Source organism: Advenella sp. EE-W14 (assembly GCF_012923605.1).
Taxonomy (GTDB): domain Bacteria; phylum Pseudomonadota; class Gammaproteobacteria; order Burkholderiales; family Burkholderiaceae_B; genus Advenella; species Advenella alkanexedens.
The window spans coordinates 287,825-311,051 of sequence record NZ_JAAVNG010000008.1 but is presented as its reverse complement, the minus strand read 5'-3'; the positions used below and the strand labels follow the sequence as shown (position 1 = coordinate 311,051).

Genomic DNA, 23,227 nt, shown 5'->3' with positions numbered 1-23,227 from the left:
CCGACCGTATAAAAGGTCGGCCATTAAGGTTACCTTTAAGGATAGTATAGCAAAACTATACTCCTGCAGCCCTTGTGGTAAGTACTTTATCAATTAAACCGTAAGCCTGTGCATCTTCGGGTGCCATGTAATTATCACGCTCGGTGTGCTCACGGATTCTCTCGATGGGCTGGCCGGTATTGCTGGACAGAATCTCGTTCAGGCGGTCACGCAAACTGAGAATCTCGCGTGCCTGGATTTCGATATCGGTTGCCTGACCCTGCGCACCCCCTAAAGGCTGGTGAATCATGATGCGCGAGTTGGGCAGGCTGTAACGCTTGCCCTTGGCACCGGAACTTAACAAAAAAGCCCCCATACTGGCAGCCATACCCGTACACAAGGTAGAGACATCGGGTTTGACGAATTGCATTGTGTCGTAAATGGCCAATCCGGCATAAACACCGCCACCTGGCGAGTTAATGTACAGGGAGATATCCTTGTCAGGATTTTCCGACTCAAGAAATAGCAATTGTGCAACCACAAGATTGGCCGATTGATCATTAACCTGCCCCACGAGGAAGACAACGCGTTCCTTCAGAAGACGGGAATAAATATCATATGATCTTTCACCACGACCAGACTGTTCTATAACCATGGGGATATAGCCAAGGCCGGTCGGCGTCACCGACTCGCCCCCATGCATGGACGCATAAAAATCGGTAAAACGGTGCATCATTACATTGTTCCCATTAAGTCATCAAAAGCGACGGCTTCTTCAGCCACTTTAGCCAAAGACAAAACATGATCAACCACGTTGTCTTCAAGAACAACGGCTTCGATTTCAGCGCGACGCTGGCGATCAGACAGGTAATAGCTGATAACCTGCTCGGGTTTTTCATAGTTTTGAGAAAACTCTTCGATGCGGGCGCGAACCTGCTCAGGAGTGACCTGCAACTTGGCCTGTTCAACCAATTCACCCACCAACAAGCCCAGACGTACGCGACGCTCGGATTCTGGCTGGAATGTTTCAGCAGGAATTGGCATTTGATCTGCATTAGGCACACCGCGTTGCTTCAGTTCTTCGCGGGCAGCAGCAATGCGTGCCTGAACATCGTTTTCAACCAAGGCTTTGGGAATATCGAAGGTAGCGGCATTAGCCAGGGCATCCATCACGCTGCTTTTGGTGCGGCCTTGGATACGGTTTTTGACTTCACGCTCGATATTGTTGCGAATTTCCTCAAGCAGTTTTTCGGTGCTGCCTTCAGCCTGACCCAGTGATTTGGCGAACTCTTCGTTGACTTCAGGCAATACAGGCTCAGCCACTTCTTTAACCGTGATCGTGAATTCAGCAGTTTTGCCAGCAACTTCCTTGCCTGCGTAATCTTCTGGGAAAGACAGCGGGAAAGTTTTGCTTTCGCCCGCTTTCAGGCCGGTTGCAGCCTCTTCAAATTCTGGCAACATGCGACCCTGACCCAGCAGGAAGGGGAAGTTTTCAGCCTTGCCACCTTCAAATTCAACACCATCAATGGTGCCAACGAAATCCAGGGTAACGCGGTCATCTTTTTGAGCGGCACGGTCTTCACGGGCTTCGTAAGTGGCACGCTGTTTACGCAGGATATCAACGGTACGGTTGATTTCCTCATCACCCACTTCAGCGGTATAACGCACCACTTCCAGTGTGGAAAGATCGGGCAGGGAAACCTCAGGATAGACTTCAAATTTGGCTACAAAACCAACCTGACCTTCTTCAACACCTTCTGTTTTAGGCTCAATGGAAGGCATACCGGCAACACGCAAATTGGCTTCCTTGATGATTTTGTCAAATTCCTGACCGACTTTTTGATTAATGACATCGTAGCGGATACCAGGGCCGTGACTGCGTTCTATGACAGAAATAGGCGCCTTGCCTGGACGGAAACCCTGCACTTTAGCAGTACGGGCCACACGTTGCAGCTGCGTTTTAACGTCCTTTTCGATATCATCCAAAGCGATGATTAGATTTACCTGGCGCTCAAGGCCTTCAAGAGTTTCTACCGTTGCCTGCATTTATAAACCTTTTATATTGCGGAAAAATTAATAGTATAACCAGTCATTTTACCCAAAAAAGCGGATGACCATCATTTTTTTACGTTTAATTTGTCAAAAATACTCAAAATGCAACGCCCGTACCCACACCAACGGCTACGCCACCGTTCCCGCCCACGGCCCCCACCCCGTATACACAGGCAGATAAAGTTAAAGAAATCGCAAGGATTAGTATAATATTCCGTTTCATTGTTGCACCCCGGGCATTAAATCAATACACTTTAATATGTACTTAAAATTATTAAGCCAATATTTACACGTACATATTTTATTATTTTTCAAGGGGTATGAACTCATGACTGATTTTGATCAACAAAACACTTCCACAGCAACACCCGATCAAACTCAAGAATTCCGCAAACCACGCTTTTCAAACGGAAGTTTCGTGATTGGCCTGATTGTGTTCGGTCTGTTTACCGCACTCATTACCTGGTCCGTCAGTTTTATCGCCATGTTCTTTGGCGCCCTTGGCTCAATCATTTCCATTGCAACCCGCCTTTTCGACCACCAACACTGTCGCTTTACTTCCATCCCGGAAAACAACAAGGCTATCGAAGATGAAAACTGGGCCTATTTTGCAATCAGGGCTGTTTTTGGCACCATTTTTGGTACCACTGCTTACGTGATTGTCATTCAAAGCACTTCAGGCGATCTACACTGGTCAGCCGTGGCAACCGTTGCCGCCTTTGCCGGTTTAGTGTTTGACAAAGTTCTGTTCAAGCAATAACTTCTCTACCCAAGTACTTATTTGGGCAGTACCGCACACCTAAACAAGGCCTCATTTTATATGAGACCTTGTTTTTTTTTGGCTTCTGAATACCCAGGCAAATGCCTGTCCTAATCCCACCCATACCAACGGGCTTTTGCCAAACTCACAAACTTTTCTTCAATTCCTCCATAGACCCATACACCTTGTTCATGGACTCAAACTCTTCCTTGGTGCAGGGATAAGTCTGCTCAGACACGGCAGTATCCATACCATCCTGCCCCTCAGCCACAGCCGTCGTTTTATTACACATATAACGGGTGACACTTGAACCCGGCTCAGAGATCCCGTCCTGTATGGCACAACCGGCCAATAACACGCCAATGGCAAGCAATCCTGTTTTTTTCATTTCCAACCTTCTCAAGTAAATAACTTAGTTACTTCTGTACAAATCATTGATTTTCTTGCTCGCTTCTTTCTCTTTCAGCTCTTCTTCGGTCGGCAATACGGCATCGTTAATTATAGGCTCACTCCAGGTACCACGCACAAAATATCTGGCGGTCAATGAGCGTTGCAAGGGCGCCTGCAATAACCACTGGGAAAGAAAAGCCCCCACACCCACCACCGGATTCACAATCACCCCTGTCAAAATGGCAGCGCCACTGATATCAAGATTAGGCACCACCACCGCCTGAAAATCAAGCGTTTCAGTGTTTATATTGGTATCACCGGACGCCACAATAGCCACGGCCGGACCACTCAGCCAAAAATCGGAAACCTGCACTTCCCCCTGCTTCATATTCAAGCTGGCCCTGGCCATATCAAAACTGACGCCATCCTTGAAGGAATTACCCAAGGTACTGCCAAACTCCGGAATCCGGCTAATCGATTGCAATGCCAGCAACTCCAATGCCTTGGCCACTTTCGAGTCAATACTCAGCAATCTGCCTTCCGTGACACGACTCTCAAGACTAAGGTCAATCTGGTTCAAATCCAGATCGCTGATATCAGGCCATTTCAACACACCATTTACATATCCTTTACCACCGGCAACCACTGTCTTTTCCAACAGAACAGAAAGCAACCGCCCCAAGTCCAGAAAGTTCAGATTCAGCTTAAGATCCAGCCCCGTACTGTTCTTTTCGGTTTTAAGCGCACCGGTAGCATACAAAGAGCCACCAACATTGTTAATGGCCAAATTGTCAATCTGCCAATTATCCTGCCGGTTTTTTTTACGCCCTTTCAGCTTAAGTGAGCCCAACTCTTTATCAAATATCAGAAATCGTTTGGCACTAATATCCAGTCTTGGCAAATCAAGTCGTTTGGAGGCATTGCCATTTTTCTGATCCTTGTCGTCTTCCTTATCCCCAGACTCTGAATTCAAGGCCAGATGATCAAAACGGGCAGCCACAAAATCCTCATGCGCCACTTTGCCAGGCACCCAATCAATATCGCCAGTTACCGCTTCGGCATCAATACGAAACCCCCATGCGGAGGATTTAGGATTTTTTATACCCGACACCCTGGCCTGAGCAATAGTTTGTGACAGATAACGCAAAGAAGCGGTATCCAGCTGCAAGGCACTGACATCGGGAAATACCCGTGATGACTTGCCGACGGTTTTGCCAGAATCAAACTCATCCACAATATCCAGCCATTGCTGGACATCAACAACAGCAGGCCGGGCGGATATTTTCAAACCCTGCGCCGGCATTATTGGCTCAGCCAGTACACCTACGCCCCCTTTATAAAAAAAAGCACCGTTCCTGGATTGAACATCGCGTTCAAATATCGCCCTGACAGTACCCTGTCCCAGATCCAGCTCAAGCACCCTGGCATTATCGTTATTTTTATAGGCAGCACTCAACCAGCGGGCCCGTAACGGTTTTGATGCTGCAGCAGATTTACCCACTTCACCCGGGAAATCCAGGGCAAGGCCCTGCAGGGAAGAATCAACCTGCACATTGACCTTTCCACCTGCCAGAAAATCAAACTTGGCCTCATAATTGGCCTGCCCCTTGATCCGTTCCATACCCTTGGCCGACAACACTTCCCTGAGCCCCTCACCGGTAAACATCCCTTTCATGTTCAAGGAGTTACCTGAAGAACCGATATGGCCTTCCAGGGTCACAGGCCCGCCCAACATGTTCCCTACCAGTTTTTGCGCCACCAACTCGGTTTCATCAAACCGCAAGGAACCATTCATTTTTCTTAACCAGGGATAGTCTGGCTCAAACTGAAAGTCAGCATCCTGAATATGAATGGTGCCGCTTACCTTGGCATTATTCGCATCATTCACCGGGATAAACAGACGCAACGGAATCTGCCAGGTGCCGGTTGCACTGGCTGTATCCAGCGCGTTTTTGATGAGATACCCCAAAGGCGTGATCCGTGTAAACGCCAGGAAATTTTCAGCTGGCGCCACTGAGTTGGCCTGCAACGCCACCTTGGTATCTTTTTCAATACTGGAGACCAATCCGGAAAAATCATTCAGATCAATTTTTTTATCTTCCTGAATCAAAAAATAGGCCTGCCCGGATTGCAGGGCAATCTTGTCGCGCCGGAAGTCAAACCTGCCGTTTTCCGAATAAACAATCGGCCATTTTCGCCCTTTTATTTCATCCTGGTGATAATCAAGAGCCATATTTTTATAGTCTCCCTTTACCTGAAAATCACCGGATTGCGGGCGAAGCCCAAAAGGAAAATGATCAACAACCCCTTTCAACGTAAAAGGCGCATTCTCAAGTTGGCCGTCCTTAAAAGCATGAGTTAACCAGCCCAGGGCATCATCATCAATAACATTGGGTAAATAACGATACAAATGAGGCAATTTCAATGAATGAAGATCACCTTGCAGATCTACAATGCCATTATCCGAATTGGGATCAAAATACCAATTGCCACTGACATTGATATCTATATCGTCATTTTTAATGATTCCCTGCTGTATGCTAACCCACGGAAACTGTTGTTCATCGCGCTGAAAGCGACCCGTTATATTGACCTGCTCAAGCCCGACCGGTTCATTAAAGGACGTTTTGTCATCGTAGAAAAACTGGCTGGCCCTAAAAGAAAATACCCAGGGCGTGAGCACGGCCAACTCTTCATGGGGTACCTGCTCTGCACTCTCGACACTTGCACGCCGCCTGATTTCCGCCTGAATATTGCTGAAGCTGGTATCCAGCTTTAACTGTAACAAACCGGAAGCAACAATAAAAGCATGCTTTCTTAAATGGTCCTCAAGCCTGAAATCCCTCGCTTCGGCATCCAGTGAAATTTTACCGATTTTATTCTGGCTCACTTCCAGGACAAGCGCAGCATGATTGAGATAACCTGAACGAAGCTGCTCGGGAATGTTTAACCATGGCGCAAGATCAAGCAAAGACAGGCCGTTTAATTTTGCGTTGACTTCACCGCTCCATTGCAATTGCCCTTGCGCCCCCGAAACCTGCTGCAAGGTCGCCTCAAGGGCGAACGTATCACCCAAATGTTCAGGCAAACGGGCAGACAATGAAACATCAAGTTCATCATGCACGGGCTTTATATCCAGATAAACTCCCGACAACACCAAAGGCTGAGCCTGCCGCTGTTCATCAACCCAGATCAGATCAGCATCGTTCAGACGAAGCGAAGACAGGGATGCCAGCCATCCTGCCAGCAGGGACGACTCGCCTTTGTCCATCACACTCTCGGGTACGCTGGCTTTATCCTGTCCAAGCAGCTTTTGCCCCAGCAGGTGTATGCTTCCATCGGCATCCCGGCGTATATTCAGGGCGGCGTTATGAATACTGATTTCAGATAAAAAAGGACGCATGCGCAACAGGTTCAACCAGTTCACGCCCGCCGAAACCGATTTAATCTTCAAGTATTCATTTTTCTCATTGTTTTCAATCGTGACGTCTTGCAATTGCAAGACCGGGCTGTCTTCCCAGGCAAGCGACAATTGATCCACCCGCACATCCATATCCAGCGTTTTGCTGATATATGTCTGAATTTGAGGCAGCCATTGATGCAGGTTTGGAACAAGAAAATACCTTACCCCCAATGACAAGGCAGCAAGCAGAATCAAAAAACCAATAAAAAAGACTAAACAATAGCGTAAAATTTTCCTGGCAACGCTCACTGGGGCGGCTCACATCTTGATGGTTACAGTCCAGTGTATTATATCCAATACTGCATTGCCTCAGGCCACAGAAACAGTCGTTAGACATAACCTTACATTTTTTGAGAAAGCATGATGCCAACCAATAGTCTAACCCGCGCCCTTGAATGGTCCGGTTACCTGCAACGTAAAATCAGCACAAATGAACAACTGAAAACCGAACTGAGCCAGGACATTTTGCACCCCATCACACCGGACATCATCAAGCAATGGTTTACACAGACCAGTGGCCAGCCCGTGCATCAACCCATCGCCACCGAACAATGCAAGCACCTGTTACGCAAACTCAGGAATCGGGTATTCTGCGCCCTGATGGTAAGGGATATCAATGGCCAGGCCTGTTTTGAAGAAGTCACCCAAAGCATGAGTTTTCTGGCCGACCTGGCCGTGCAGCAGGCTTATTTAAGCATCATGCAGGATCTGGTGCAGATCCATGGCGAGCCCATCAACCCCGAAACCGGCAAACCCATGGAAATGATCATTCTGGGCATGGGCAAACTGGGCGGCAAAGAATTGAATGTTTCTTCCGATATCGACCTGATCATGCTGTATGCCCAGGAAGGTGAAACCACGGGTCGTCGTCCCCTGAGCCACCATGAGTTCTATGGCCGTCTGACCCAACGCATGATGCCCGTCCTGTCTGAAATAAATGCCGATGGCCATGTTTTCCGTACCGATCTGCGGTTGCGCCCCGACGGGGATGGCGGCCCACTGGCCTGGAGCCTTGACGCGCTGGAAAACTACTTGATTACCCAGGGACGGGAATGGGAACGATATGCCTGGCTGAAGGCTAGAGTTATTCCCGTCAAATATTTTAAGCAGAGCTCATCCAAAGAAGACATTGCCCAGTTGAAAAGCCTGCGCACACCATTTGTTTACCGCAAGTATTTTGATTTTGATGCCCTTGCTTCATTACGTCAGCTACGCGAACGCATTCGTCAGGACTGGCAACGCAAAGCCCTTAACCGCAATGGCGTGGACAGCATTCACAACATCAAACTGGGTGAAGGCGGTATTCGTGAAATTGAATTTACCGTTCAGCTAGCACAGCTCATTCGTGGCGGTCGAATGCCATCCCTGCAACTCAGGGGCCTGTTACCAGCCCTTCATGCCGAAATCGGCATAGGGCTCATTACCAAGGAAGAAGGCCTGCTGCTGGAAAATGCCTATCGCTTCCTGCGGCGCGTGGAGCACATGCTGCAATATCGTGAAGATGAGCAAACGCACCTGTTGCCGGCCGACCCCGAACGGTTTGCCGCCCTGGCCAAGGCAATGAATATGGAAGAACAAGCCTTCCGGTCACAACTGAACGAGCACCGACGAGTGGTATCCCGGGCATTTCGAAACGCATTCCGTATCGCTGGCATGGGTGAAGAATCAGCGTCCGGCCCCCATTACAACCACCTTTCCGACACGTCTGATAGTACCGACCTGCCTGAACTGGTTCAACAGTTTTTTGCACCGGAAATCCATGAGTATATTGAAAACCGTATCAAGGCATTGCTCAACAGCAGCCGTATTCGCACCCTTTCCGGCTCAAGCCGTACGCGACTGAAAAAACTCTTGCCCCAATTATTGGAAACCGCAGCCAAAAGCGATAACCCGCAACTGACCTGCGGGAATCTGTTTGACCTGATTGAAGCGATTGCCCAGCGCAGTGCCTATCTTGCTTTGCTGGCCGAATATCCGGAAACACTGGCCCGGGTTGCCCGCATCATGTCCTCAAGCCACTGGGCGGCCGGTTACCTGATCCGCAACCCGATTTTGCTGGATGGGCTGATCGACTGGCAAACCCTCATGCAAAACGTGGATTTTTCTCATATCGCCACGCAACTCAGTAAAGACCTGGACGCCTGCGTACTGCAAGATGGGCAACCTGACGTTGAACAACAAATGAACATCATGCGGGATGTCCAGAAACAAGTCAGTTTTCAGTTGCTGGCCCAGGATCTGTCTGGTGGCCTATCGGTTGAAAAACTGGCTGACCACTTGTCAGCCCTGGCAGATCTGCTGCTGGAAGAAAGCATCAAACGCATTTGGCCCGCTGTCAAACCCAAGCCCGAACAAACCTCGGAACCCGTACCCGACTACCCGCGTTTTGCCGTGATCGCCTATGGCAAACTGGGGGGCAAAGAGCTGGGTTATGCCTCAGACCTGGATTTGGTACTGCTTTTTGATGATCCGGCCGATTACGCCCTTGAAGTTTATGCAAAACTGGGGCGACGCCTGAGCACCTGGCTTTCCAGCATGACCTCCTCAGGCCGAATGTATGAAATTGACTTGCGCCTGCGTCCGGATGGCGATGCCGGCCTGCTGGCCATCTCGGTGGATACCTTTGAAAAATACCAGCTTGAACATGCCTGGCCCTGGGAACACCAGGCTCTGACACGCGCCCGCTTCTGTGCTGGCGACAAGGCCATCGGCAAGCGTTTTGAACGGATCCGCCGCCAGATTCTGCTCAAAGAAAGGGACCGGGAACAGCTCCGGCAGGACATTATCGACATGCGCGCCAAAATGCGGGCCGGCCATCCCAATAATTCGGGCATGTTTGATGTTAAACATGACCATGGCGGCATGGTTGATATTGAATTCATCACTCAATATCTGGTGCTGGCCTACTCACATCAATACCCCCGGCTATTGGATAACCTTGGCAATATTGCTTTGCTTAAAATCGCTGCGGAAGGCGGCTTTATTCCCGAGGATCTGGCCAACGAAGTGGCTGATGCCTATCGCACTTTGCGCAAAACACAGCATGCAGTCAGACTACGCGGCCAGGAAAAGGCACGCGTAGATAATCATTTGCTGCTGAACGAACGCCAGGCAGTGAACAGATTATGGGAAATCGTCTTTCCCGGTACCCGGGAGCAGGAAGGCAATCCCTCATAATAAGCCAAAGCCCTGAATTCAGGACAAAAATATTCTAAAATGAACCTTTGCAATATTTTTGTCCTACTCTGCCATGGTTACCGTCACCGATATTAAAAGACCTGTCCTGGAATTACCCAAAGGCCACCGTAAAGTGCTACTGCACTCCTGTTGCGCACCCTGCTCTGGCGAAGTCATGGAGGCAATGCTCGCATCGGGTATTGATTACACGATTTTCTTCTATAACCCGAATATCCATCCGGTCAAGGAGTATGAAATCCGCAAGGAAGAAAACATTCGCTTTGCCAAGTTGCATAACGTACCGTTTATCGATGTCGATTATGATGTCGACAACTGGTTTGAGCGTGTCAAGGGGCTTGAAAATGAACCCGAACGTGGCGAACGCTGTACTGCCTGTTTCGACATGCGCTTTGAGCGTACCGCGCTGTATGCACACGAACACGGGTTTGACACGATTACCAGCTCACTGGGCATTTCCCGCTGGAAAGACATGAACCAGATCAACGGCTGTGGTGAGCGCGCGGCTGCCCGTTACCCCGAACTGGTTTACTGGACCTACAACTGGCGCAAAGGTGGCGGTTCGGCCCGCATGATTGAAATCAGCAAGCGCGAAGAATTCTACCAGCAGGAATATTGTGGCTGCGTCTATTCCCTAAGAGACACTAACCGGCACCGACAAAGTCAGGGGCGTGAGCGGATTAAAATCGGTGTCAATTATTATCGCAACGAAAACAAAAGTTAAGTCCATCACACGCGCCAAATAAAAGGCCTCGTTCCCAAGAACGTGGCCTTTCACTTTATGCGCCGATCCTGGCGACTGACCTACCCCTACTGAACCGGTGCAATAACGGGCGCCGCTACTGCCGCCGCACTGGCACCTGCCGTGCCTTGCGAAGCAGGTGAAGTGATGAAACCCAGCTTTTTCAAGCCCGACCCTTTGGCCATTGCCATGATTCTGGCCAGCTGCTCATAACGCGTATTGGCATCGGCACGAATCCTGATTTCCGGCTGAGGCACCTCTTTGGCCTGGGAAATGAACATCTCACGCAAACTCGCCTCGGGAATGGGTGATTCATTCCAGAAAATGCCACCTTGTGCATCGATCGCCAAATCAATTGACTTGGGATCTTCTGTAACGGGCGTACTGCTTACCTGTGGCACATCAATTTTGATGGAGTGTGCCAGCAAAGGCGCAGTAATAATAAAAATAACCAACAAAACCAGCATCACATCAATGAGCGGAACCATATTGATTTCCGACACCATATGATTGGCGTTGTTTTTCTGGTCGAAGCTTCCAAATGCCATTATTTACCCCATCACTTTACTAGTGTGTACCATTGCTACGCAAGGCACGGACTTTGCCGGAAGACACCTCCACCTGCTGCCCGGTTGTGACAAAGGCGAACAAGTCATAGGCAAAACCATCCAATGAAGCCAGCACCACCCGATTGCGACGCACAAAAGCGTTGTAAGCGAGCACTGCAGGAATAGCCACAGCCAGCCCCAGGCCAGTCATGATCAGCGCCTCTCCAACCGGTCCGGCAATTTTATTAATGGATATGCCATCAGACATACCAATATTGACCAGAGCATGATAAACCCCCCAAACCGTCCCAAATAATCCTACAAAAGGCGCTGTTGAACCCACCGAACCCAGAATGGTGAGTCCGTTTTCCAGATGAGCGGTTTCTTCATCAATGACTTTACGCATGGTACGGGTAACAAAGTCGGCATTTGACCCCACCTCAGACAAATTGGTCACCCCATATTTTGCGTGATGCTCACGGGCATGCAAGGCCTGGTTAGCCAGGCGTGAAAACGGGTCCGTCGCCCCAAATTTATGCAAGTCCTTATCCACCTGCTCCAGTGAAGAAGCATTCCAGAAGCGTGATAAAAACGCCTTGCTATGACGGCTTGCACGCCAATTAAGCAAACCCTTAACCACGATGAGATACCAGGTCAATAAAGACATGAATACCAGCACGCCAAACAGGGTTTTACCCACGGCATCACTTTGCATCAAAAAACCCAGCATTTGTGAAGTGCCTGCATCGGCGGCAACTGTCGTTGCCGCATTGGCGGCCATATTATTAACAAGTTCCACGGCAGCCCCGGGAACGACTGTGACAGCAGAACCCGCTGCGTCATTGACCGTTGCAGCAGCAACACTACCATTTTCTGATGTATTGGTCACAATTTGTGCAATTGAACCGAATGTTGAAGTCAGCAATGACGAAATCATGCTATTTCCTTTTATTCAAATTTAATTGGAATGTCTGCCAGCGCTTCCCGTGGCACACCATTTTCTGTATGAGGTTTAAATCGTGCCTCGCGCACGGCATTTAAGGCGGCCTTGTTCAAGGCATCATAAGGCGTTCCTTTTAATAGCGATACGCGCTTGGCCACCCCGTTACGGTCAATCAAGACACGCACGACAACCGTTCCCTTTTCGCCCCGCCGTTTGGCGCTCATTGGATAATTGACTTTAGGCCGCACCCTGTAACCCACCTGCCTGACAACAACCGGTGCCGAATCGGCCGACGAAGACCCTGGTTTGACATTGGGATTCCCCTGGGAAACGCCAATGGGTTTGGTGACGGGTGGCGCCTGTTCCGAGACTTTCTGGCTTTTCAACACAGGTTTTGCCTTGGGCTTTTCCTGTTTCACGACTTTCTTGGGCGCAACCTCTTTTTTAACCACTTTGGGTGGTTCCGGTTTAGGTTCTGGCGGCTTGACAGGCATGACAGGCTCGGGGACCGGCTCCGGCTCCGGCTCCGGTTCTGGTTCTGGCTCCGGTTCTGGTTCTGGTTCCGGTTCTGGTTCAACGATTGGCTCTGGCTCTGGCTCAACCACTGGTTCTGGTTCCAGAATAACCTCTTCAGGCTGTTCTTCTTGCAAAGGAATCACATCAGGCATCATCTCCCCTTTAGGAGCCTCAGAAGCCGTTTCCTCAAAAATTGACACAAACACCGGTGCTTCTTCAAATTGCTTATGTGTTGCTGATGCATCCATGGTGGCAATGAATCCTAAAGCGGCAAGAATACCCACAGCAGTAACAGCACCAGCAAGGCGAATAGAAAAAGGTACTGTTGGAATTACATTTGAAGATTTATACATACTGTTTAATTTAAACGCTTGGCTCCTTGTCTCGCCCTGATGAATACGGCCAGGAATCAAAGTTCAGCCCCGCTGACATGACAAAGTCTATGACCAACCCGGTTTTATGTTGTTTCACCCCTCGTGGAGCTATTTGTCACTCATATTGAATAAATAATAATGATTCTCATTATTGAAATCAACTATAATTATTTAAGCAAGTCTCATATAAAGGTGGATATTTTAATAAAATGAACACAAGTATCTGATTTTTATTAAAAAATAAACCTGACTGTTTTTATTTTTTAGCGTTGCTAAAAAACAACCTGTTTCAGCAAACTATTTTAGACAAAAAAATACCGCCTCGCGGCGGTATTTTTATTAGCTGGTAATAAATTACTTAGCTGATACTTCTTTGGCTTGTGGACCTTTAGGGCCATCTGCAACCACGAAAGTAACTTCCTGGTTTTCTTGCAGAGATTTGTAACCTGTACCGATGATGTCGGTGTGGTGTACAAACAGATCTTTACCGCCTGAAGCGGGTTTGATGAAGCCGAAGCCTTTTTCGTTATTAAACCATTTAACGATGCCAGATTCTGTTGACATTTGAATTTCCTTAAAATTACGGTCTGAATAGACCAAACAAACACAAGACCATCAAGGAGTAGACAAAAGCACAACGAAACTGCATGAGCAAAGAATCTAGCAAAAATCAACGAACTTGAAAATCTTATACATCACACTATGACGACTATTCAGACCCCTGTCAACAAAAATTTACCGGGGAATTACCCTGAGTCATTTGCAAATGCATTTCACGTAACAAAAAATGCCTGACAAGCAGTTTTTCATGACAAGCAAAAATACTGCAATATCAGGCATTTACCCATATATATTAAGGATTTAAGGGTTTACTTCCGGCCAAATAAAAACTGGCCATCTTGCATACCCACCAGAATGGTATCTTTTGGACCCAACTCTCCTTCAAGAATTCGTTTTGCAATCGGATTCTCAATGTGTTGTTGAATCGCACGTTTTAAAGGTCGAGCCCCAAAAACCGGATCAAATCCATTCTCGGCAATTAAGGCAAGTGCCTCTTCGGATACTTCCAAGCCCATTTCCTGCTCATGCAATCTTTGTGCAAGACGTTTCAACTGGATATTCGCAATCGAAGCAATATGCTTGCTGCTCAAGGCATGGAACACAACCACTTCATCAATCCGGTTCAGGAATTCAGGACGGAAGGCCTGTTTGACATCCTCCCACACCACTTCTTTGATCGCCTCGTAAGACTGACCCACCATGCTTTGAATATGATGCGAACCAAGGTTGGACGTCATGATGATGACCGTATTGCGAAAATCGACTGTACGGCCCTGACCATCCGTCAGGCGACCATCATCAAGTACTTGCAATAATACGTTGAACACATCCGGATGCGCTTTTTCAACCTCATCAAGCAAAATCACGCTATAAGGTTTACGACGTACCGCTTCTGTCAGATACCCCCCTTCCTCATAGCCAACGTACCCCGGAGGCGCACCAATCAGACGGGCAACCGAATGTTTCTCCATGAATTCACTCATGTCGATCCTGATCATATGCTCATCAGAGTCAAACAGAAAACTGGCCAATGCCTTGGTTAATTCGGTTTTACCCACACCGGTTGGCCCCAGGAACAGGAACGATCCATAAGGTTTGGAAGGATCGGACAAACCGGCCCGTGAACGGCGAATGGCATCAGCCACCAGGGTAACCGCTTCATCCTGACCAACCACCCGTTTGTGCAGCTCATCTTCCATCGCCAGCAATTTTGACCGCTCTCCCTGCATCATTTTGGAAACCGGGATGCCGGTGGCGCGAGAAACCACTTCTGCAATTTCCTCGGCACCCACCTTGGTCCGCAACAATTTGGGCTTTTCAGTCTGCTCTGCACCGGCTTCAGCGGCTTTCAGGCGACCTTCCAGTTCGGGCAATTTGCTGTATTGCAATTCAGCCAGTTTATCAAACTGCCCCTTGCGCTGGAACTCAGCCATTTGCGCACGCAGTTGGTCGATCTCTTCCTTGATCGCTTTAGAACCCTGCACAGCCGCTTTCTCGGCCTTCCAGATTTCCTCGTAATCGTTATACTCGCGCTGAAGCTGCTCCATTTCCTCTTCAATCAATTGCAAGCGACGACGCGAAGCTTCGTCCGTTTCCTTGATGACAGCCTCACGTTCGATTTTCAATTGAATGATACGTCGGTCAAGCCGGTCCATCACTTCAGGCTTGGAGTCGATTTCCATCCGGATACGGGCCGCGGCCTCATCAATCAGGTCAATTGCCTTATCAGGAAGGAAGCGATCGGTAATATAACGGTTGGACAACTCGGCAGCCGCCACAATGGCCGGATCGGTAATATCCACGCCGTGGTGAATTTCATAACGCTCTTGCAAACCACGCAAAATGGCAATGGTCGATTCCACATCAGGCTCATCCACGATCACTTTCTGGAAGCGTCGCTCCAGGGCAGCATCCTTTTCAATATATTTTCGGTATTCATCAAGCGTGGTTGCACCTATGCAATGCAACTCACCCCGTGACAGGGCCGGTTTAAGCATATTGCCAGCATCCATGGCGCCTTCCGCCTTACCGGCGCCCACCATGGTATGGATTTCATCAATAAAAACAATATTATTGCCATCATCCTGGGCCAGCTCTTTCAGGACTGCTTTCAGGCGTTCCTCAAATTCGCCACGAAACTTGGCACCGGCCAGCAAAGCGGCCAGGTCCAGTGAAAGCACGCGCTTGCCACGTAAAGACTCAGGCACCTCATCATTGATAATACGCTGGGCCAGCCCCTCGACAATCGCGGTTTTACCCACACCCGGCTCACCAATCAGCACCGGATTGTTTTTGGTACGGCGTTGCAAGATCTGGATGGCCCGGCGGATTTCATCATCACGGCCAATTACCGGATCCAGTTTGCCCTGACGTGCACGCTCGGTCAGGTCTGTCGTGTATTTTTCCAGGGCCTGACGATGGGATTCGCCTTCCTGATCAGTTAAAGACTCACCACCCCGTACAGCTTCAATCGCCGCCTCAAGGGCTTTTTTCTGCAAACCGGCTTCACGCAAGATTCGGCCTGCCGGCCCATTATCATCAGCCAGGGCAAGCAAAAACAATTCACTGGCAATAAATGCGTCACCACGCTTTGCCGCTTCTTTATCAGTTTTATTCAGCAGACCGTTCAGGTCCCGGCTGATCTGGATATTGGCATCGGCCCCCTGCACTTGCGGAATATCCTTGATGGCCTTGTCAAGCGCCGGCAACACGCGGTTAACCGACACGCCTGCGCGTGCCAGCAAACTGGCCGAGCCACTTTCGGCATCGGCCAGCAAGGCAGACAATACATGAACGGGTTCTATATAAGGGTTGTCATTTCTGGATGCCAGGCTTTGGGCATCTGCCAAAGCCTGCTGGAATTTTGTTGTCAACTTATCAAATCGCATCATTCTTTCCTGTATAAGGTTGAGCGCATCTGCTCGGGTTATCTTTGAATACTGCTTATATAGTGCTGCGCTTGTGAAATTTCAAGATATAAAATTTCATTTTTTGATAACTGTCCCATTCGTTTCAGGCTTGGGCAAGTTTCCACTGACATGGGCAATAATTGATCCTGCCTCCTGCAGGAACGATGCCTCAAAACCAATTCCCCGAATTCCAATGTTAAAATGCCAGTTCAATCCTTCAACAAAACAAGGCAATTGTTATTGTCAATTGTCAATTGTAGTATTTCATTTCTTTTTTTCAATGCCTGTCTTACCGCCAGCCCACCTTCCCCATTTCATTGTGATCGACACCTGTGTCCTGATGTCCAATGTATTGCGACACCTGCTACTTCGCCTGGCACAGGCAGGACATTTTCATCCTGTATGGGCCGAATACATCGGTGTGGAATGGCGACGCAATGCCAGCCGTATCTGGAATGTAACCCCTGAAATACTTGATGTGGAATGGCTGAAAATGCAACAGCAATTCCCACTCGCCAATATGGGCGATGTCAGCGCCTATGAGACAGGCCTTAAACGCAGTGACAAAAAAGACTGGCATGTGATTGCCGCGGCACGTGCCATCCAGCAAAAACACCCGGAAAGCACCACCTGTATCTTAACCCGCAACATCAAGGACTTTCATCGGGCAGAAATCCGGAATCTTGGGCTGTACCTGTATGACCCGGACCAATTTTTGGTGATGTGCTGGGAAAATCATCAGGCACACATGCAAGCCCTGCTTGAACTTATTCCAGCAGATGCCCTGAAAATAGGCCGGCAAGCCGAACCTTTGGAAACCGTACTCAAACGCGAGCGGCTGTTTCGACTGAACAAACTGACCTTGCAACAGCAAGCACTTCAGTTTGAGCCTGCCCTGTAGCAGTAAAATAGGGCCCAACCGTCACACAAGCAGTGATTTTCAGGATTCTCTTTAGCGTCAGGACTTCACTTCCTTTTTATTTCAAGCACTTTCCAAGAGGGTTAGAATGAGTCGATTTACTCAACTTGAAAGTTTTGTCGCAGTGGCAACATTGGGTACCCTGTCTGCCGCGGCCCGTCAGGCAAACATTGCTCCCGCCATGATGGGACGGCGCATCGATGCCCTGGAGGAAAGACTGGGCGTAAAATTAATCATACGTTCAACCCGAAAATTGTCACTGACACCGGAAGGACATATTTTTCTGGAAGAAGCCCAAAGAATCCTGAAAGACCTGGCCGATACCGAAAGCCTCATTACAGAGGGTAAAGTCAAGGTAAGTGGTCCTTTGCGCATTACGGCTCCGGCCGGATTCGGACGCAAGCACGTTGCTCCGCTTATTCCTGTCTTTTGTGAGCAATATCCCGATGTCAAGGTATCGCTTGACTTGACTGACCGAGTGGTAGACCTGGTTGAAGAGCAATACGATTGTGCCATTCGGATTGGTGATCTTGAGAATTCACAACTGATTGCCATCAGGCTGGCCGAAAATCATCGGGTTGTCGTGGCCGCCCCAGAATACCTGAAAACACACGGCACTCCCCAGCATCCCGATGAACTCCAGCACCATGAGTGTCTTTCATTTGGCTCCCAGGGCAATCAGCATAAAGGGTGGCTATTCAAGGAAAATGACCAGATTATTGCCATTAAGCCCAAAGCACGATTATCCTGTTCTGACGGTTCAGTCTTGCTTGAATGGACATTAAGCGGCTTTGGACTGTCCTGGCGCTCCATGTGGGAAGTCAGGCGCGAAATTGAAAAAGGGACATTAGTGACCATATTGGATGAATATAATGCACCCGCAAATGGCATTTATGCCATGCTACCCGACAGAAAACATTTACCTCAAAGAACCCGTGGTTTCATCAATTTACTTAAAAACACGTATGCGCAAAAAAAATACTGGAAATAATGTCACCCGGAAATGGTAACATGATACTGAACATGTTTTAAACACAAGCCGCACGATCAAGTTGAGCCCGATTGCACACAAAAAAAGGATTTCATTCTGGTTTTTATTGTAAAAATAAATGAATTGCTTAAGAAAAAAATTGATATATGCCAAACAATAACAATCCAAATACATATAACGACTACAATATGCAGTGCTATCTCAATAGCTTGAGCATAGCAATAAGGAAATGATAGGGATGCTCAAACACCTTTTACTCAATAAAGAATCAATTCATTGTTCAACTTGTATGTTGGGGCACTTGTGTGTCCCAGGAGGATTAACACCCTCTGAAACAAACAGGTTGACCGAACTGATCAAAGAACGCATACGTATTCCCAAAGGAACACTGTTCTTCAAGGTTGGCGATCCTCTTACGGCCATTTACAGCATTCGTTCGGGTTCCATGAAAACACAACTCGAAAACGAAAGCGGGCACGTGCAAATTACCGGCTTTTTTCTGGCCGGAGAATTACTGGGTCTTGACGGATTCAGTGAAGGCACTCATTTATCCAATGCCATTGCCCTTGAGGATACCGAGGTTTGCGTTCTTAAACTTAGCGATCTTGATGTCCTGACCCAGGAAATCCCTGCCCTGCAGCAGCAATTCTGGAAAATTCTCAGTAAGGAAATTTCGCGCTCACACAATCTGGTCCTGTCTTTGGGTGCCATGCGCTCAGAACAACGGGTTGCCTCTTTTTTATTAAATCTCTCAGCTCGTTTCACAAATCTGGGTTATTCACCCAATGAATTCATTTTACGCATGAGTCGGGAAGAAATTGGCAACTATTTGGGTCTGACCCTTGAAACAGTCAGCCGTCTGCTCTCACGCTTTGCCAAAGAAGGCCTGATCCGCATCCATCAACGCCAGGTTCAACTGTTAAGCAAATCAGGGCTGCATGATCTGATCAAAAACGAGCAAAACATCAAGATAAAATAAAAAAGTACGAAGAACTTCGTACTTTTTCATTCTAATCAATTTTAATAATAAACGCTAAAGCTCTTCGTCATTGTCAAACAACCGGTTGTTTCCACGTGTATTGATCATGAACAAGCTTAACAGACTGGAAAAGGCGGCCATGATCCAGAACAGAAAAAAGCCACCGGCATAAACCCACTCGATACTGACCGGGATATAACCAAATATGCTTATATCCGCAGGCTCTACCAACGCAAATACCACACCGCTTAACAAACCTGCCGCCAAAAATGAAGGCCATATAATCCACATTATGGTACGCATATCGTCCCCCGTTTGTTATTTGAGCTCTCTGTTTTCCACCTCTGGATTTGTGCCAAACCGGGGAATATCCTTGCCATCCTTACTGACAAAAAGCCCTTGCTTGACACCTTCCAGTTTAATTTGCTGGTCTACATTCGTAGATAATGCCAGCACTATGGTAATGATGCAACCAATTATTGCCAGCGCCGGTCCTGCCATTAATATCCATGGCCAAGGCTCCTTGTACCAAGGATTAACATCAAGATCATCATCATTGTAGGTAGACATGTAAATTTCCAGCTTAAATTTAGTTAGGAACAAAGAAACTTGTTTTCTCTTCCGCCTTCAGGTCAAGTTCTTCACTTTCCAGCGTTTGGGCTTTCAATTGAAGATCGTACAAACCTGGCTTGACCTCTCCAAGCGGAACCTGGATAACCAGTGGCACCCATTCATTGGCAAAAGGCGCCACTTTAACCACGGCACTATCACTGTCACCGGCACGAACATGGACATTTTCAAGATCCTTGCCTTGAGCGGTAATTTCAAGATCAAGTGGCTCTTCGGTCATGTTGATCAGCTGTATCCGGTAGACGTTTTCAATTAAACCTCCCGGTACTTCACGACCCAATGCGCCACGATCCCTCATGATATCCATCCGCAATGGTGTACGCATGGCCACTGACACCAGGAAAGCAATAATAAAGAATGCCAGCAAGGTCAGATAAACATAAACACGCGGCTTGAACAGACGTTTTCTGGCCTGTTTATTATCAAGGCCCTCAAGCATGCCATTTTCAGACGTATAACGGATAAGACCTTTTGGATAATTCATTTTATCCATGATCTGGTCACAGGCATCAATACAGGCACCACAGCCAATACACATGTATTGCAGACCGTTACGAATATCGATCCCGGTTGGGCAGACCTGTACACAGACCGTACAGTCAATACAGTCCCCAAGACCCATTTCATGATGATCTACCTTACGTGAACGTCCACCACGGGGTTCACCACGAATTTTGTCATAGGTAACCACAAAGGTATCGGAGTCTACCATCACACTCTGGAAGCGTGCATAAGGGCACATGTACTTACAGACTGATTCGCGCAGGAAGCCTGCATTACCCCAAGTTGCCAAGGAGTAGAAAATGATCCAGAACCATTGCCATGGGCCCAGTTCAAAATTGATAAGATCAGAACCCAATTCACGGATGGGCGCAAAATAGCCAATAAACGTGGAACCCGTCCACCAGGCTACGGCGATCCATAATATATGTTTGGTTGCCTTGATGCGGAATTTGCGAAACGACCAAGGCTCTTCGTCAAGGCGAATACGGGCTACCCGATCACCTTCCACCTTGCGTTCTATCCACATGAAAATTTCGGTATAGACTGTTTGCGGACAGGCATATCCACAGAACAGGCGTCCGGCCAGCGCCGTAAACAGGAACAGGCCGTAAGCGGAAATGATAAGTATGACGGCCATATAAAATACATCTTGCGGCCACAATACCATACCAAAAATATAAAACTTGCGGGCCCCCAGATCAAACAGAACGGCCTGACGATCATTCCACTGCAACCATGGCAACCCGTAAAAAATAACCTGGGTAAAAAGAACGAGAATGATCCTCCAGCGCGCAAAGATGCCGGTTACCGATCGAGGGTATATTTTTGCCCTGAATTCCTCAATAACCCTAGTGCTTTCTTCCTCGGTCAATCCTGCTGAACTAGAGACCTGAGCGGGGCGCTGTATTTGCACCGGTTGCCACGCCGGAGCCTGTTCCGAATTTTTGCCTTCGGTACTTTGATCATTACTCATTCTTTCTTCCTTGATTTACTGCTTATTGCGCTGCAGCCTCTTTATTGGAGAGACTCCATACATACGATGTCAACATACGAATCTGATCAGGTGTGAGAAGGTTTTTCTGCGCAGGCATAAGACCTTCACGTCCGTTCAGGATCGTATTAACGATGGCATCTTTGGAACTGCTGTTCAACCAGATGTTATCAGTCAGGTTAGGCGCACCCAAGGCTTTATTGCCTTTGGCATCAGCACCGTGACAGGCCACACAAAACTGATTGAAGGTTACTTGGCCTGCCGGCACCAACGTCGCATCATGTGACAGTCCTGAAAGTGAACGGACATAGTTGGCTACTTCCTCGGCTTTTGCCTGGGGAATTGCCGCTCCCAAAGGAGCCATGATGCCATGACGGCCCTCGGTGATGGTTTGCAGAATGATCTCGGGTTCACCACCATACAACCAGTCGCCATCAGTCAGGTTGGGGTAGTTGGGCTGGCCTTTTGCATCTGATCCATGACATTGTGCACAGTTGTTCAGGAACAACCGTTCACCAATCACGTGAGCCTCAGGGTTTTTAACCAATTCATCAAGAGGCATTGCCGCAAACTTCTCATAGATAGGAGCAATGGTCTTCAGGTACTCGGCACGTTCCTCTTCGACCTGCTTGGCGGCTGTATAACCAACCACACCAGGGTTGGAGCCCAGTGCCGGATACAGAAACATGATACTCAGACCAATGACACACAAGCCAATGTACATAATGACCCACCAACGGGGGATTGGTGTATTCAGCTCACCAATTCCATCCCAGATGTGTCCTGTACTTTCCTCACCTTTGGGAGCGCCATCCAGCCAAGTCCGTTGCGTGAACAACAGCCAAAGACAAAATATGACACCACCCAGTGCAATGATGGAGATCCAGTAACTCCATCCAATGCCCACGAAATCACTCATGATCCATACCCCTTATTACGATTTCCTTGATCTGATCCCTCATCTGGCAATGCGAATGGCAACTTTGCCGCTTCGTCATTATCCTTGACACGGTGCTTTGACCATGCCCACCAGATGATTCCAAAAAACATCAACATTGATATGACGGTGAATACACCATTGATGATAGCCATATCAGTTACCCCCCGGTAGTGACTGCCTGTGTTGCAGGTTGGGCAGTTTCCCTGGCGCGTAACGCGTTGATAAAGCCGACACCAAGACTTTGCAGGTAAGCAATAACAGCATCTTCCTCTGTTTTGCCGGCAAGTTCTTTATTGGCATTGGCAATCTGCTCATCGGTATATGGAACACCCAGCTTGCGCAGCGCATTCATACGAGGAACCAGATCAACGTTGGAAACATCTTTATGTTGCAACCAGCTATATCCTGGCATGTTGGACTCTTTGACCAAAGCGCGTGGATCACGCAAGTGAAGCCTGTGCCAGTCATCGGAGTAACGGCCACCCACACGGGCAAGGTCAGGACCGGTACGTTTTGAACCCCACAGGAAGGGGTGATCGTAAACGGTTTCACCAGCCAGGGAGTAGTGACCGTAGCGCAATACGTCAGACTGCAACATACGCACTTGTTGTGAGTGACAGCCTACACAACCTTCCTTGATATATACATCACGCCCTAGCAATTGCAAGGGAGTGTAAGGTGTTACACCCTCGGCAGCTTGCGTGGTTGAGTGCTGGAAGAATAAGGGAACAATTTGCACCAGTCCGGCAAATGAAATGACCAGGATACTGAGAATAATCATTATTCCAATATTCTTCTCAATGGTTTCATGTGAGAAAAAGCTTTTTGATTTATTAGCCAT

21 protein-coding genes are annotated in these 23,227 nt (G+C 48.2%); 6 read left to right on the top strand and 15 right to left on the bottom strand.

Annotated features, from left to right (window positions below):
* Positions 1-55: 55 nt before the first annotated feature.
* Both clpP and tig read right to left on the bottom strand, forming a co-directional pair.
* Positions 56-712, bottom strand: a complete 657-nt coding sequence (gene clpP / locus HCX92_RS07030) for an ATP-dependent Clp endopeptidase proteolytic subunit ClpP (RefSeq protein ID WP_169294290.1) — start codon at positions 710-712, stop codon at positions 56-58.
* Between the two features lie 2 nt (positions 713-714).
* Entirely contained in the window at positions 715-2,025 is a 1,311-nt protein-coding gene (gene tig / locus HCX92_RS07025; protein ID WP_169294216.1) for a trigger factor, read from the bottom strand.
* Between the two features lie 334 nt (positions 2,026-2,359).
* Here tig and HCX92_RS07020 point away from each other — a divergent pair, with 334 nt between their 5' ends.
* Positions 2,360-2,791 carry a hypothetical protein gene (locus HCX92_RS07020; RefSeq protein ID WP_169294215.1) on the top strand — a complete coding sequence of 144 codons (432 nt, stop codon included), beginning with the start codon at positions 2,360-2,362 and terminating at the stop codon, positions 2,789-2,791.
* 145 nt (positions 2,792-2,936) lie between these two features.
* On the opposite strand, the gene HCX92_RS07015 is transcribed toward HCX92_RS07020, so the two are convergent.
* The gene (locus HCX92_RS07015) at positions 2,937-3,179 is read right to left on the bottom strand and encodes a hypothetical protein (protein WP_169294214.1); all 243 of its coding nucleotides are present in this window, start codon (positions 3,177-3,179) and stop codon (positions 2,937-2,939) included.
* Between the two features lie 24 nt (positions 3,180-3,203).
* Positions 3,204-6,893 carry an AsmA-like C-terminal region-containing protein gene (locus tag HCX92_RS15040; RefSeq protein ID WP_169294213.1) on the bottom strand — a complete coding sequence of 1,230 codons (3,690 nt, stop codon included), beginning with the start codon at positions 6,891-6,893 and terminating at the stop codon, positions 3,204-3,206.
* Between the two features lie 114 nt (positions 6,894-7,007).
* Here HCX92_RS15040 and glnE point away from each other — a divergent pair, with 114 nt between their 5' ends.
* Both glnE and HCX92_RS07000 read left to right on the top strand, forming a co-directional pair.
* Positions 7,008-9,821: a bifunctional [glutamate--ammonia ligase]-adenylyl-L-tyrosine phosphorylase/[glutamate--ammonia-ligase] adenylyltransferase gene (gene glnE / locus HCX92_RS07005; protein WP_169294289.1), complete on the top strand. Its 2,814-nt coding sequence runs from the start codon at positions 7,008-7,010 to the stop codon at positions 9,819-9,821.
* Positions 9,822-9,894: 73 nt separating this feature from the next.
* Complete coding sequence (locus tag HCX92_RS07000; RefSeq protein ID WP_169294288.1) at positions 9,895-10,563, top strand: epoxyqueuosine reductase QueH; 669 nt, start codon at positions 9,895-9,897, stop codon at positions 10,561-10,563.
* An 86-nt stretch (positions 10,564-10,649) separates the two neighbouring features.
* Here HCX92_RS07000 and HCX92_RS06995 read toward each other — a convergent pair whose 3' ends face one another.
* From HCX92_RS06995 to clpB, 5 genes are all read right to left on the bottom strand, one after another.
* The gene (locus tag HCX92_RS06995) at positions 10,650-11,129 is read right to left on the bottom strand and encodes a biopolymer transporter ExbD (protein WP_169294212.1); all 480 of its coding nucleotides are present in this window, start codon (positions 11,127-11,129) and stop codon (positions 10,650-10,652) included.
* A 19-nt stretch (positions 11,130-11,148) separates the two neighbouring features.
* The gene (locus HCX92_RS06990) at positions 11,149-12,066 is read right to left on the bottom strand and encodes a MotA/TolQ/ExbB proton channel family protein (protein WP_169294211.1); all 918 of its coding nucleotides are present in this window, start codon (positions 12,064-12,066) and stop codon (positions 11,149-11,151) included.
* An 11-nt stretch (positions 12,067-12,077) separates the two neighbouring features.
* Complete coding sequence (locus HCX92_RS14770) at positions 12,078-12,941, bottom strand: energy transducer TonB (protein WP_211182298.1); 864 nt, start codon at positions 12,939-12,941, stop codon at positions 12,078-12,080.
* 375 nt (positions 12,942-13,316) lie between these two features.
* The gene (locus tag HCX92_RS06980; RefSeq protein WP_169294209.1) at positions 13,317-13,526 is read right to left on the bottom strand and encodes a cold-shock protein; all 210 of its coding nucleotides are present in this window, start codon (positions 13,524-13,526) and stop codon (positions 13,317-13,319) included.
* A 305-nt stretch (positions 13,527-13,831) separates the two neighbouring features.
* A complete protein-coding gene (gene clpB / locus HCX92_RS06975; protein WP_169294287.1) occupies positions 13,832-16,411 on the bottom strand; it encodes an ATP-dependent chaperone ClpB in 2,580 nt (859 codons plus the stop codon).
* A gap of 301 nt (positions 16,412-16,712) precedes the next feature.
* On the opposite strand from clpB, the gene HCX92_RS06970 reads away from it, so the two are divergent.
* The 3 genes from HCX92_RS06970 (at position 16,713) to HCX92_RS06960 (ending at position 19,321) form a co-directional block, all read left to right on the top strand.
* The gene (locus HCX92_RS06970; RefSeq protein ID WP_169294208.1) at positions 16,713-17,333 is read left to right on the top strand and encodes a PIN domain-containing protein; all 621 of its coding nucleotides are present in this window, start codon (positions 16,713-16,715) and stop codon (positions 17,331-17,333) included.
* Between the two features lie 106 nt (positions 17,334-17,439).
* Complete coding sequence (locus tag HCX92_RS06965; protein ID WP_169294207.1) at positions 17,440-18,342, top strand: LysR family transcriptional regulator; 903 nt, start codon at positions 17,440-17,442, stop codon at positions 18,340-18,342.
* A 238-nt stretch (positions 18,343-18,580) separates the two neighbouring features.
* Positions 18,581-19,321 (top strand): helix-turn-helix domain-containing protein, encoded by a 741-nt coding sequence (locus tag HCX92_RS06960; RefSeq protein WP_169294206.1) that lies wholly within the window; start codon positions 18,581-18,583, stop codon positions 19,319-19,321.
* Positions 19,322-19,375: 54 nt separating this feature from the next.
* Here the strand turns inward: HCX92_RS06960 and HCX92_RS06955 are convergent, their stop codons facing one another.
* Genes HCX92_RS06955 through ccoO form a run of 6 tightly spaced genes read right to left on the bottom strand, consistent with a single transcriptional unit; the run spans position 19,376 to position 23,227 of the window.
* The gene (locus tag HCX92_RS06955; RefSeq protein ID WP_248290011.1) at positions 19,376-19,612 is read right to left on the bottom strand and encodes a hypothetical protein; all 237 of its coding nucleotides are present in this window, start codon (positions 19,610-19,612) and stop codon (positions 19,376-19,378) included.
* A gap of 27 nt (positions 19,613-19,639) precedes the next feature.
* On the bottom strand, positions 19,640-19,891 hold the full coding sequence (locus HCX92_RS06950) for a FixH family protein (protein ID WP_169294204.1): 252 nt from the start codon (positions 19,889-19,891) through the stop codon (positions 19,640-19,642).
* Between the two features lie 19 nt (positions 19,892-19,910).
* Entirely contained in the window at positions 19,911-21,428 is a 1,518-nt protein-coding gene (gene ccoG, locus HCX92_RS06945; protein WP_169294203.1) for a cytochrome c oxidase accessory protein CcoG, read from the bottom strand.
* Between the two features lie 22 nt (positions 21,429-21,450).
* Positions 21,451-22,365 (bottom strand): cytochrome-c oxidase, cbb3-type subunit III, encoded by a 915-nt coding sequence (gene ccoP / locus HCX92_RS06940; RefSeq protein ID WP_169294202.1) that lies wholly within the window; start codon positions 22,363-22,365, stop codon positions 21,451-21,453.
* Positions 22,362-22,538, bottom strand: a complete 177-nt coding sequence (locus HCX92_RS06935) for a CcoQ/FixQ family Cbb3-type cytochrome c oxidase assembly chaperone (protein WP_169294201.1) — start codon at positions 22,536-22,538, stop codon at positions 22,362-22,364. The genes ccoP and HCX92_RS06935 overlap by 4 nt, the downstream gene beginning before the upstream one ends.
* A 5-nt stretch (positions 22,539-22,543) precedes the next feature.
* Positions 22,544-23,227: a cytochrome-c oxidase, cbb3-type subunit II gene (gene ccoO, locus HCX92_RS06930; protein WP_169294200.1), complete on the bottom strand. Its 684-nt coding sequence runs from the start codon at positions 23,225-23,227 to the stop codon at positions 22,544-22,546.

What these genes read in the sequence shown, in the direction of transcription:
- clpP (WP_169294290.1), bottom strand. Translation starts at nt 712, where the DNA reads ATGCACCGTTTTACCGATTTTTATGCGTCCATGCATGGGGGCGAGTCG.
- tig (WP_169294216.1), bottom strand. Translation starts at nt 2,025, where the DNA reads ATGCAGGCAACGGTAGAAACTCTTGAAGGCCTTGAGCGCCAGGTAAAT.
- HCX92_RS07020 (WP_169294215.1), top strand. Translation starts at nt 2,360, where the DNA reads ATGACTGATTTTGATCAACAAAACACTTCCACAGCAACACCCGATCAA.
- HCX92_RS07015 (WP_169294214.1), bottom strand. Translation starts at nt 3,179, where the DNA reads ATGAAAAAAACAGGATTGCTTGCCATTGGCGTGTTATTGGCCGGTTGT.
- glnE (WP_169294289.1), top strand. Translation starts at nt 7,008, where the DNA reads ATGCCAACCAATAGTCTAACCCGCGCCCTTGAATGGTCCGGTTACCTG.
- HCX92_RS07000 (WP_169294288.1), top strand. Translation starts at nt 9,895, where the DNA reads ATGGTTACCGTCACCGATATTAAAAGACCTGTCCTGGAATTACCCAAA.
- HCX92_RS06995 (WP_169294212.1), bottom strand. Translation starts at nt 11,129, where the DNA reads ATGGCATTTGGAAGCTTCGACCAGAAAAACAACGCCAATCATATGGTG.
- HCX92_RS06990 (WP_169294211.1), bottom strand. Translation starts at nt 12,066, where the DNA reads ATGATTTCGTCATTGCTGACTTCAACATTCGGTTCAATTGCACAAATT.
- HCX92_RS14770 (WP_211182298.1), bottom strand. Translation starts at nt 12,941, where the DNA reads ATGTATAAATCTTCAAATGTAATTCCAACAGTACCTTTTTCTATTCGC.
- HCX92_RS06980 (WP_169294209.1), bottom strand. Translation starts at nt 13,526, where the DNA reads ATGTCAACAGAATCTGGCATCGTTAAATGGTTTAATAACGAAAAAGGC.
- clpB (WP_169294287.1), bottom strand. Translation starts at nt 16,411, where the DNA reads ATGCGATTTGATAAGTTGACAACAAAATTCCAGCAGGCTTTGGCAGAT.
- HCX92_RS06970 (WP_169294208.1), top strand. Translation starts at nt 16,713, where the DNA reads ATGCCTGTCTTACCGCCAGCCCACCTTCCCCATTTCATTGTGATCGAC.
- HCX92_RS06965 (WP_169294207.1), top strand. Translation starts at nt 17,440, where the DNA reads ATGAGTCGATTTACTCAACTTGAAAGTTTTGTCGCAGTGGCAACATTG.
- HCX92_RS06960 (WP_169294206.1), top strand. Translation starts at nt 18,581, where the DNA reads ATGCTCAAACACCTTTTACTCAATAAAGAATCAATTCATTGTTCAACT.
- HCX92_RS06955 (WP_248290011.1), bottom strand. Translation starts at nt 19,612, where the DNA reads ATGTGGATTATATGGCCTTCATTTTTGGCGGCAGGTTTGTTAAGCGGT.
- HCX92_RS06950 (WP_169294204.1), bottom strand. Translation starts at nt 19,891, where the DNA reads ATGTCTACCTACAATGATGATGATCTTGATGTTAATCCTTGGTACAAG.
- ccoG (WP_169294203.1), bottom strand. Translation starts at nt 21,428, where the DNA reads ATGAGTAATGATCAAAGTACCGAAGGCAAAAATTCGGAACAGGCTCCG.
- ccoP (WP_169294202.1), bottom strand. Translation starts at nt 22,365, where the DNA reads ATGAGTGATTTCGTGGGCATTGGATGGAGTTACTGGATCTCCATCATT.
- HCX92_RS06935 (WP_169294201.1), bottom strand. Translation starts at nt 22,538, where the DNA reads ATGGCTATCATCAATGGTGTATTCACCGTCATATCAATGTTGATGTTT.
- ccoO (WP_169294200.1), bottom strand. Translation starts at nt 23,227, where the DNA reads ATGGCTAATAAATCAAAAAGCTTTTTCTCACATGAAACCATTGAGAAG.